The organism is Armatimonadota bacterium (assembly GCA_025059775.1).
GTDB lineage: Bacteria > Sysuimicrobiota > Sysuimicrobiia > Sysuimicrobiales > Sysuimicrobiaceae > Sysuimicrobium.
In genome coordinates this window covers 16436-27430 of record JANXCW010000021.1, presented here as the reverse complement: position 1 = coordinate 27430, position 10995 = coordinate 16436, and the positions used below count along the sequence as shown (strand labels likewise).

The following is a 10995-nucleotide window of genomic DNA, read 5'->3' as shown; positions in this document are numbered from 1 at the left end:
CAAGGAGCTGCTGGCCCAGGCCGGATATCCCAACGGGTTCCGAACCCGGCTTATCCCCGCTCCCTTCGTCACCCGGGATGTCGCGGTAGCCATTCAGCGGTACCTGCAGGAGGTGGGTATTGAGGCGGAGTTGGACACGCCGGAGATCGCCCGGTATGCGGAGTACCAGCGTAGAGGATGGCGGGGACTCCTGATCCAACCCTTCGGCTACTTCCCCTACTTCAACAACTACGTGGCCTTCTACTTCACCAATTCCCCAGAGGGCTTCGTGAGTATGCGGCGGCCCTCCCAGCTGCAGCGCCTGTGGGAGGACTCCATAGCCACTCTCCAGCCCCAGCGCCACAAGTTGCAGCTGATGCACAGGGTCCTGTTGGAGGAACACACGGTAATTCCCTTGTGGGTGGGAGGGCGACACTACATCGCGCGTCCCGAAGTTCGGGGAACCGGGCATCTTCAGGGATCCACCTGGCCGTGGTGGACTCCCGCGAACGCGTGGGTCACGCGGTAGCGGGTTTTTAGCAGGTTTGGAGGTGTGCACCGGGGAATATTCCCCGGTGCACGCTTTTTAGGCGAGCGGCGCGGGACCCGCCATGGGCTGCGGAGCAAGCAACACCTCCTCCCGGAGGGCCGCAAGGATCTCGCTGTAGAGCTGGGCGGTCTCCAGGGTGGTGAGGCAGGGGATGCGACGCTCCACCGCGGCCCTGCGCAGGCGGAAGCCCCATCGCCGTGGATCATGGCCGACGGTGGGAATGTTGATCAGAACCCCCACCTCACTCCGACGGATGGCCTCCAGGGCCTCCGCGTATGGGAGCGGGCGGCACGGCATTCCCGCAGACTGCAGGGTCGCCGCGGTGCCCGGAGTTGCGAGGAGTGGGATCCCAAGCGCCTGGAGGCGGCGCGCGAGGGGAACAACCGCCCGCCGGGCCCGGCGGGCCACGCTGAGGAGGGCTGCACCGTTCGGCGGGACCGTCCATCCCGCGGCTACGAGCCCCTTGTAGAGGGCCGCGGGGAGGTTCCGATCAATCCCCATCACCTCCCCCGTAGACCGCATCTCCGGCCCCAAGGCCACCTCCGCACCGGCGAGCTTCTCGCTGCTGAACACGGGCACCTTCACCCCCACCCGCCGGGGAGTGGGGAACCGGTACACGCCGGGATAGCCTAGGTCCGCCAGGGAACTGCCCAGCATGACGCGGGTGGCGATCTGCACGAGAGGAAGCCCCAGCACCTTGCTGATGAAGGGCACGGTGCGGCTTGCCCGCAGGTTCGCCTCCAGCACGTATACCCGGTAGTCGTGCACCACGAACTGCACGTTCAGAAACCCCCGGATCTGAAGCGCCCGGTTGAGCTTCTGGAGGATCTCAGCGATGCGCTCCGCCACTTCCGGAAGGACGTTGGAGGCGGGGAAGATGGCAATGCTGTCCCCGGAGTGCACGCCTGCGGTCTCCACGTGCTCCATGATCCCGGGAAGCAGCAAATTCTCCCCGTCCCCGATGGCGTCCACCTCCAGCTCCTGACCCCGCAGGTACGCGTCCACCAGCACGGGTCGAGCCGGATCCACCGCCAGGGCCGCGGCCACGAGGTCCTCCACTTCTTCCGCCTCGTGCACGATCCGCATCCCCCGGCCCCCCAGCACGTAGGAGGGCCGCACCACCACGGGGAGCCCCAACCGGCGTACCAGGTGCTTGGCTTCCTCTACGGAGTGGGCCATCCCCCCCTCCGGATGCGGGATGCCAAGCTGATCTAACAGGGCGTAGAACTTCCGCCGATCCTCGGAGACATCCAGGCTCTCCACGGAGGTGCCCAGGATGGGGACTCCGGCCCGGGCGAGGGGAACCGCGAGGTTCAGGGCCGTCTGTCCCCCGAACTGGACGAGAACTCCCACGGGCCGCTCCTTGCGCACCACGTGCAGCACGTCCTCCACGGTGAGAGGCTCGAAGTACAGGCGGTCGGAGGTGTCAAAGTCCGTGCTCACGGTCTCCGGGTTGTTGTTCACCACCACGGCCCGCACCCCTGCCTCCTGAAGGGAGCGCACCGCGTGTACGGTACTGTAGTCGAACTCGATGCCCTGCCCGATGCGGATGGGCCCACTCCCCAGCACCACCGCACAGGGCCGGGGATCCTCTTCTGCCTCGTCCTCTTCCTCGTAGGTGCTGTAGTAGTAGGGCGTGGCCGCGGGGAACTCGCCCGCGCACGTATCCACGAGCTTGTAGACGGGCCTGACCCCCACCGCCTCCCGCTGAGCCCGCACCGCCTCCTCCGGACGTCCCTGCAGCCGGCCGATCTCCAGATCGGATAGCCCGGTGCGCTTGGCGAGCCACAGGGTGCGAGGGTTCCGATCTTGGGCCACCTGGCGTTCTGCCGCCACGATGCGCTCAAACTCCCACACGAAGAAGGGATCGATGCGGCTAGCGGCCGCCAGTTCCTCCGGACGTGCGCCCCGGCGCAGCAGCTCCACCATGGCCCACAGCCGCTCATCACACGGCGTGCGCACCCGCGCCCAGAGGGCCTCGTCATCCAGCCGGGCCAGAGTGGGGTGCCACAGGCCGCGGTTGGTGGACTCCACCGATCGAGCGGCCTTCAGGAGGGCCTCGGTGAAGGTACGGCCGATGGCCATCACCTCGCCCGTGGACTTCATCTGGGTGCCGATGCGGCGGTCCGCCTCCCCGAACTTGTCGAAGGGCCACCGGGGAAGCTTCACCACCACGTAGTCCAGGGCCGGCTCGAAGCAGGCGGTCCCTCGGGTAATGGGGTTCTGGATCTCCCACAGGCGATATCCGAGGGCGATCTTGGCCGCCACCCGGGCGATGGGGTAGCCTGTGGCCTTGCTCGCGAGTGCACTGCTGCGCGAAAGCCGCGGGTTCACCTCGATCACGTAGTAGCGCTCGGAGCGCGGATCCAGAGCGAACTGCACGTTGCACCCGCCCTCCACCCCCAAAGCCCGCACGATCTCGAAGGCAGCCCGCCGCAGCATCTGGTGCTCGCGGTCCGAGAGGGTAAGGCTGGGGGCCACCACGATGCTGTCCCCCGTGTGCACCCCCATGGGATCGATGTTCTCCATGTTGCAGACGGCAATACAGTCGTCGTCCGCATCCCGCAGGATCTCGTACTCGATCTCCTTCCACCCCGCCACGGATCGCTCCACCAGCACCTGTCCGATGGGGCTGGTGCGGATCCCCCGCTCCGCCGCCTCCCAAACGGCCTCCCTCCCCCGGGCGATCCCTCCTCCCGTCCCTCCCAAGGTGAAGGCGGGTCGGATCACCACTTCTGCATCTCCCAGGGAGAGGGCGAAGTCCACGGCCTCCTCGGGAGTGGTGGCCACGATGCTCTCGGGCACGGGCTGCCCGATGCGCCGCATCTCCTCCCGAAACCGTTCCCGGTCCTCGCCCTTGTGGATGGCGGAAAGCGGCGTCCCCAGGACCTCTACCCCCAGGGCCTCCAACACGCCCATCCGATCCAAGGCCGCGGCCAGGTTAAGGCCGGTCTGACCGCCCAGGGTCGGAAGCAGCCCCTGAGGCCGCTCCGCCTCCAGCACCCGGGCCACGAACTCCGGAGTAAGGGGCTCGATGTAGATGCGATCCGCCACCTCGGGATCCGTCATGATGGTGGCGGGGTTGCTGTTGACCAGCACCACCTCCACTCCCTCTTCCGAGAGGGCCCGGCACGCCTGGGAGCCGGAGTAGTCGAACTCCGCCGCCTGCCCGATGGTGATGGGGCCGGAGCCGATCACCAGCACCTTTCGGATGTCCGGCCGCCGTGGCATTAGCGCACCTCCGCGTGCTGGGCGACCTCGGCCAGGAACCGGTCGAAGAGGTCCCGGCTGTCCCGGGGCCCGGGACGGGCCTCGGGGTGGAACTGCACGGACCATACGGGCAGGTGCTGGTGTCGGATCCCCTCCACGGTGCCGTCGTGGAGGTTGCGGTGGGTCACCACAAAGCCCGTGCCTACCAGACTCTCCTCATCCACCGCGTAGCTGTGGTTCTGGGTGGTCATACGCACCCGCCCGGTGGCGTGCTCCAGGACCGGGTGGTTACAGCCCCGATGCCCGAAGGGCAGTTTGAAGGTCGTTGCGCCCGCAGCCCGGGCCAGGATCTGGTGTCCCAGGCAGACCCCGAAGATCGGGAGCCGACCGAAGAGGGTCCGCAGCCGCCGGGCCACCACATCGAGGCGGCGCGGATCTCCTGGACCGTTCCCCACCACGAGAGCATGAGGACGGAGCGCCAGGATCTCCTCCACCTCCACCAGCCCGGGGAGCACGATCACCTCACACCCCCGGGCAGCAAGCTCCCGGGCGATTCCCATCTTCACCCCGCAGTCCAGGACCGCGATGCGGGCTCCAGGTCCCGGAAGGATGAGGGGTTCTTCCGGCAGCACCTCCGTCACCAGATCCTCCTCCGCCAGGTCCGGGAGGGACCGGGCCCGGGACACGAGTTCTTCCGGATCCCACTCTCCACTGGCGATCACCCCGCGGCGGAGCCCATGGGTGCGCAGGTGGCGCACGATCCGCCGCGTGTCCACCCCCGCGATGGCCACGATCCCGTGCCCGCGGAGGTACTCGGAGAGGGAGATGCGCCCCGCCCAGTGGCTGGTATAGGGGCTCGCCTCCCGCACCACAAACCCCCGCAGGAATGGCCGGCGGGACTCGCTCCACTCCGGGCTTATGCCATAGGTGCCGATCATGGGGAAGCTCATCACCACGATCTGCCCTGCGTAGCTGGGATCCGTGAGCACCTCGGGATATCCCGTCATGCCGGTGGTGAACACCACCTCCCCCCCGGAGATCCCCTCCGCCCCGACGGACACCCCTCGCACCACGAGGCCGTCCTCCAAGGCGAGCCACCCCGTCTGCATATTCATACACTGAAGTGTATCATTATACACATGCGGGTGTAAAGAGAACGCCCGCACACACTCCCCGCGGGCGTTCAGATCTCTTCTCGCCTCCATCGCTCCCTCCCGGAGAGCATTAATGGTCGGCCGCGCTTTCTGCCAGCATAGCAGATCCGGAGCGGAAGGCGCAACGGGATTCCTCAGCGTCCCGGGAGAACCTCCCACAGCTCGTCCGTCAGGTAGATGAGGTCGAACAGCATGATCCCGTCCGCCTGTGCCCGGGCGATCCGGAGGGCCTCCCGCAGTCGTCCGGGGCTACCCGAGAAGTGGGGAAGGTACAGGCTGGCGACCACGGGGACCTCTTCCAGCACCAGCTCGCGGGCTAGCATCGCCCCCCCCTCCACGCTGTATATAGGGTTTGCGCCCCGGCGCAGGGCCTCCCACACGGTGAGGGGGCGGTAGTACAGCCCCACCATGAGGAAATCCAGCAGCGGCGCGTACCCCGCCCGGGCCCACGCCTCGCTCGCCCAGGGGTACGGCGGTCGCGCCTCCGGGTGGGCCCAGTTGGCCCCCTCCTCGTAGTACACGGGATACCACCCCCCCACGTACGCACCCACCGCGATCCCGGGCCGCAGGGCCCGAGCCAGCCGCGTGGCGGAGAGCACGTAGGTATAGATGTTCCGGGCCCGGAAGCCGAGCCAGGCCCGGTAGAGGGGTCCCGGCTCCCGCGCCACCCAGTACCCCCGCGGCACGTACCGGTAGATGTCCTCCGGCCACCGGACCACGGCCCGACCCAGGAAGGCCTCGAAGTCCCGGCGGCTCCGCTCCGAGAAGTCCTGGGTGAGGTCCTCGTACCGGGTGCGGTCCAGGATCACCCCGTCCACGGGGTAGCGGGTGAGGAGCTCGTGGAGGATCGCGAGCTCGTAAAGGCGGACCTCCGGGTGGGCGGGGTTGACGAAGGCAAAGGGACTGCGCCGCCAACCCGGCTCCATCCGCACCCGCACGGGCCCGATCCCCACGGGATCCCCGATCCGAAACGCGGCGCGTAGCCATGCCGCGGCCCTCCCGTGCCCTGCCAGCACGTACCCATCCTCCGGAATCGAGGCGGGGCCGGGATCGGGTTCCGTGCGCTCCCGATCCCGGATCTCGCGCACCCGATCCCCCCGGACCACCACCTCCACCCCGTGGCGCGTGGTAGGGACATGGGTACCCACGGCCCGGGTATACAGGATCAGCTGGTCCGCGTAGCGGGTGGCGTTCGCGCCGTCGATCTCGTACTCGGAACCGTCCGGCGCCTGCACGGGTCGGGTGGCCACGTAAGCCACCCCGATCCACTCCGGCCGATCGAAGGCCGGCCCCACGCGGTAGGCGGAGAGTCCTTCCGAGAAGGTGTTCACCGCGGCGAAGACCCGCAGTCCCCGGGCGTGCGCCTCCTCGAGGAGGGTGCCCAGGAGGTCGTGGTCCCGGGGGAGCCACCTCACGGGTGGAGGGTAGGCGGGGAGGCTGGTGCGGGGAATCGGGGAGTCGCTGAGGACAGGCGCGAAGCGGCTGGGATAGGTGACGTATCCCCACGCGTTCTTCGCCTCGAAGACCACGGTATCCACGCCCGCAGCCTTCGCCCGGTCCAGCACCCGCCGCACGCCCTCCCTGGTGCTCAGGGTAAGGAGGTTCGCGCCGGGCTCGATCCACAGGGCGAGTCGGGGCACCCGGGCCAGGGGAGCCGCATGCCCCCGGTGGGCCGCTATGGCCACCAGGAGGAACGACGTCAGAAGGAGCGTCCGTCCCCTCACCGCAGGAACAGGGAAAAGGCGATGATGAAGGCTGCCACCACCACCGTCCGTTCCACGAACTCCCGCCCCAGGGCGCGGGCGATGCCCGCGGAGGCGTAGCCGCCCACGATGGCACCCAGGGCCAGCCACACCACGTCCGGCCACAGCACGGCCCGGGAGAGCAGGAAGTAGGCAGCCGCAACCCCGTTTCCCACCGCGGTGAGGATCCCCTTGATGCCGTTCATCTGGTGGATGTCGTCCAGTCCCAGGAGTCCCAGGGTGGTGAGGATGAGGATGCCGGTACCCGCCCCGAAGTAGCCGATGTAGAGACCGATGCCGAACTGCACGAGGAGGGCCACTGGCCAGGTGGTGCGCCGGCCCGGAGGAAAGAGCGCGCGGATGTGCCTCCGTGCGGCCAGCAACATCGCGGCTCCGAGGAGGAGGAAGGGCACGATGGCCCGAAAGGTCTGGGTGGGCGTCCGGAGGAGGAGCCAGCCGCCTAGGATTCCCCCCGCCAGGGTAGGCCCTACCAGATACCGGATCCAGGGACCGCTCCCCTCCATCTCCCGCCGAAATCCCCAAGCGCCCGCGAGGTTACCCGGCCACAGGGCCACCGCATTCGTAGCGTTCGCCAGCACAGGATCCCGCCCCAGCCACAGCAGGGTGGGAAAGGAGATGAGGGTCCCGCCGCCGGCGATGGCGTTCACAGCACCCGCCGCCGCTCCCGCGGCGAAGAGGATCGCTCCCTGTTCCACGGGCCCCATGGAAGGCATCCACCGAGGGGGTATTGTCGCACACCGCGCGGCCCCGCGACCAGGGGCTAGCGGCAGGCCCCGGATCCGTGGTCGGAGAACCGCGCCTCCCCCACGGCGAGGAACTGCCAGGAGTAGCCGTTGCGCCAAAGCTCCAACCGCAGGACTCCGAAGGATCGATCCGTGGCCGCCTCCCGCGCACCCAGGGGATCGGGACGCAGCCGGTAGAGGCTCCGGCCGCCGGTGCCCACCACGAACTGCCGGATTCCCCGGGAATCCGTTCGGCCCTGGCTATCCAGGGGCGCGTATCGCTGGTAGTTGTGATCGTGTCCGGAAAGCACCATCTCCGCGCCCGCCGCGTACAGCAGCTCCCAGAAGGGCCGAACCTCCGGGAACCCCGCGTAGCGTCCCGTGGTGAAGAGGGGGTGGTGCCAGAAGGCGAGGATGCAGGAAGCGGAGTTCGTGACGAGCACCTCGCGCAGCCACCGGTACTGTGGGGATCCCCCGCCACATCCCCCGACCGCCCAGCAGTTGGAGTTCAGAGCCAGGAGGAGCCACTGCCCCAGACGGAAGGCGTAATAGCCCCGCTCCGGATCTCCCGCCCGCGCCCCGAAGTAGGCGAAGTAGTCGCGTGCGCGGGGCGTCTGGTACTCGTGGTTTCCCGGGACGGGATGCGTGATCCGCAGGTACCGCCCCCACGTGCGGTGGTAGGCGGCCTGGTAGCGCTCCAGGGCACCGTCGGGGTACTGGCCGTCGCCCAGCATCAGCACCACGTCCGCGCCCTCCAACAAGGCTGCGGTGTCCGCGTCCCGGCAGGCAAAATCCGTGCGGAGCATCCCGGGAGGACACGCCACGTCCCCAGCGGCCGCCACCACATAGGGCTTCTCCTGGGCACCCCACGTCCCCCCGGAGGCCAGGAGGGCCACCAGAGTGGCCAGACAGGGGGCGAGGATTCCTCTACGCACCCTCGGTTTGCCGAGACCTCCCCGTGGCGCAAAACCAGGAGAGGATCACCGCCGCGGCCGCAATCCCCGCCGTCTCTGTCCGGAGAACGAGCGGCCCTAGGCTGGCGGCCTCCGCGCACCCTCGAAGCCTCCGCACCTCCTCCTCCGCGAACCCGCCCTCCGGGCCCACAAACACCGCCAGGTCCGTGGGTTCCGGCGCTCCCTCGAGCACCCACAGCAGGGGAGACCCCCCACCCTCCCACAGGAAAACCCGGAGGGGGTACCGCGCGAACCCCTCTACGGCCTGCGCGAACGGCAGAGGGTCCACCACCTCGGGGATCTGGGCACGACGACACTGCTTGCTGGCCTCCGCGGCAATGCGCCGCCACCGTTCCACCCGTCCGCTTACCCTTACGGACCGCTCCATCACCACCGGCACGAAGCGCGCAATCCCCAACTCGGTCCCCATGCGGACCACGGTGTCCATCCTGTCCCCCTTGGGCATCCCCTGGTACAGGGTGAGCCGGTAGGGGAGGGTCAGGCCCTCTCGCGGCCGCAGCACGCGAGCCACCACTCCGGGGGCGGTTCGGAGGAGCTCCGCCTCCCACTCCCCGCCCCTTCCGTCGAAGGCCAGGAACACATCCCCCACCCGCAACCGGAGGACCCGGAGAGCATGGCGAGCCTCCCGGGCATCCAGGTGCAGGAGCTGGGGATCCCGGGGATCCGGCCTCACGAACAACCGGCGCATCCGGACTTCAGGAACACGAGGGCGCGCCACTCCGCCTGGGCCAGCAGGTGATCCAGCTGTAGGCCGAAGCGCCCGGCACCTTCCAGAATCCCCGGCACGTCCGTCTCCACGAACCCGGAGGCAATGAAGACGCCATTCCGCGAGAGGTGCGACGGGATCTCCGGGAGCACCGCGGCCACCGCCTCTGCGGAGATGTTCATCACCAGGACATCCACGCGCTCTTCGCTCCCCCTGAGGAGATCCGCGCACCGTACCTCCACCGCCACGCGGTTGTGCCGGGCGTTCTCCGCGGCCACCGCGCATGCCACGGGGTCGTTGTCTACCGCCACCACCCGGCGGGCCCCCAGCTTTGCCGCGGCCACGGCCAGGATGCCGCTCCCCGTGCCCAGATCCAGCACCGTCTCTCCACCCCGCATGCAGGCCTCAAGCGCATGCAGACAGAGCCGGGTGGAAGGGTGCAGCCCGGTCCCGAAGGCCATTCCCGGGTTTAGCACCAGCTCGATCTCCCCTTCTCCGGGTGTCGCCTCCTGCCAGGGTGGCCGGACGAGGAACCGGCCCACCCGGAAGGGGCGGAAGTGCTCCTTCCAGGCCTCCGCCCAGTCCGTTTCCCCTATCTCCCGCACCTCGACCATCGCTGGCCCCGGGTCCAGCCCAAAGTCCCGCAGCCCTAGCAGGTGCCGGCGGATGGCCTCGATGTGGGCGGCGGCAGAGGAGCCCTCCGGCAGGTAGGCCCGCAGCACCACTCCCTGCACCGTCTCCTCCTCCACGTATCCCGAGCGGAGGTCCAGCAACCGAGCGCCCACCGCGTCCGCGGCCTCCCGGGAGGTGCGCACAGAGACCTCCAGCCACCTCATGGCAGGGGGTCCCGTACCCGCTTACCCAGGGAAGGCGGCTTTTTGTGCCGCTCCCCGCGCAGCCGAGCGAATTCCAGGAGCAGCTGGCGCTCCCTGGACCCCAGGACCTTCGGGATTCGGACCTCGAACCGCACGTGCAGATCTCCCCGCCGGCCATCCAGGGAGGGGAGCCCGTACCCCTTCAGGGTGAGCACCTCCCCCGGCTGCGTCCCGGGGGGAACCGGGACGGATTTGGGGCCGTCCAGGGTGGGAACTTCGACCTCATCGCCCAGGGCCGCCTGGGTCATGGAGAGGGGAACCGTGCAGTACAGGTCGAGCCCGCGCCGCTCGAACACCGGGTGCCGTGCCAGGTGCACGAACACGTAGAGGTCCCCCCGGGGGCCACCGTGCTGGCCCGCTTCCCCTTCCCCTGCAAGCCGCAGGGGAGTATCCTCCTGTACCCCCGCGGGAACGTTCACCACCAGGTGCCGCCTGGCCTCCACCCGACCGGTTCCCCTGCACCGGGTGCAGGGGTTCCGCAGGATCCGACCGTGCCCCGCACACCGGCGACAGGTGGAAATCTGTGTGAGCGTCCCGAAGAGGGTACGCTGGGTAAACCGGGTCTGCCCACTGCCGCCGCAGGTGGGGCACGTTCCCCAACCCCCGCCCCGCTCCGCGCCGGTTCCGAAGCAGCCCGGGCAGGTCTCCAACCGCGTCACCTCGATGGTGCGTTCCGTCCCGTGGGCCGCCTCCTCTAGGGTGATCTCCAGGTCGTACCGCAGGTCCGCGCCCCGCTCAGGGCGGGGTTCTTCCGCGGGGCCTGGACGCATGCCACCGAAGAAGACCTCGAACAGGTCCTCGAAGGGAGATCCGAAGTCCAGGGGCGTCCGGGCGAGCCCGCCGCGGCGCATGCGATCGTACTCCGCGCGCTTCTGCGGGTCGCCCAGAACCTGATAGGCCTCGTTGATCTCCTTGAACCTCTCCTCCGCCTGCGGATCCTTGTTCACATCCGGGTGGTACTCCCGGGCGAGGCGGCGGTACGCCCGGTGGATCTCCTCCTGCGAGGCGTCCGGGGAGACGTTGAGGATCTCGTAGTAGTCCCGCGGCATGACAGGAGGGAGG

At 68.9% G+C, this 10995-nt stretch carries 9 protein-coding genes; 1 reads left to right on the top strand and 8 read right to left on the bottom strand.

What is annotated here, in order from left to right:
- Positions 1 to 508 (top strand): hypothetical protein (locus N0A24_11535; GenBank protein MCS7173979.1); only part of this gene is annotated, 508 nt, incomplete at its 5' end.
- Positions 509 to 565: 57 nt separating this feature from the next.
- Here N0A24_11535 and carB read toward each other — a convergent pair.
- The 8 genes from carB to dnaJ form a co-directional block, all read right to left on the bottom strand.
- On the bottom strand, positions 566 to 3760 hold the full coding sequence (gene carB, locus N0A24_11530) for a carbamoyl-phosphate synthase large subunit (GenBank protein MCS7173978.1): 3195 nt from the start codon (positions 3758 to 3760) through the stop codon (positions 566 to 568).
- Positions 3760 to 4944: a glutamine-hydrolyzing carbamoyl-phosphate synthase small subunit gene (gene carA, locus N0A24_11525; protein MCS7173977.1), complete on the bottom strand. Its 1185-nt coding sequence runs from the start codon at positions 4942 to 4944 to the stop codon at positions 3760 to 3762. Before carA ends, carB begins: the two co-directional genes overlap by 1 nt.
- Positions 4945 to 5027: 83 nt before the next feature.
- Entirely contained in the window at positions 5028 to 6617 is a 1590-nt protein-coding gene (locus N0A24_11520; protein MCS7173976.1) for a family 10 glycosylhydrolase, read from the bottom strand.
- The gene (locus N0A24_11515) at positions 6614 to 7360 is read right to left on the bottom strand and encodes a sulfite exporter TauE/SafE family protein (protein MCS7173975.1); all 747 of its coding nucleotides are present in this window, start codon (positions 7358 to 7360) and stop codon (positions 6614 to 6616) included. Before N0A24_11515 ends, N0A24_11520 begins: the two co-directional genes overlap by 4 nt.
- Before the next feature lie 56 nt (positions 7361 to 7416).
- On the bottom strand, positions 7417 to 8313 hold the full coding sequence (locus N0A24_11510) for a metallophosphoesterase (GenBank protein ID MCS7173974.1): 897 nt from the start codon (positions 8311 to 8313) through the stop codon (positions 7417 to 7419).
- Complete coding sequence (locus N0A24_11505) at positions 8306 to 9040, bottom strand: 16S rRNA (uracil(1498)-N(3))-methyltransferase (GenBank protein ID MCS7173973.1); 735 nt, start codon at positions 9038 to 9040, stop codon at positions 8306 to 8308. The genes N0A24_11510 and N0A24_11505 overlap by 8 nt, the downstream gene beginning before the upstream one ends.
- On the bottom strand, positions 9022 to 9873 hold the full coding sequence (locus N0A24_11500) for a 50S ribosomal protein L11 methyltransferase (protein ID MCS7173972.1): 852 nt from the start codon (positions 9871 to 9873) through the stop codon (positions 9022 to 9024). Before N0A24_11500 ends, N0A24_11505 begins: the two co-directional genes overlap by 19 nt.
- 17 nt (positions 9874 to 9890) lie before the next feature.
- On the bottom strand, positions 9891 to 10982 hold the full coding sequence (gene dnaJ / locus N0A24_11495; protein ID MCS7173971.1) for a molecular chaperone DnaJ: 1092 nt from the start codon (positions 10980 to 10982) through the stop codon (positions 9891 to 9893).
- Positions 10983 to 10995: the final 13 nt, after the last annotated feature.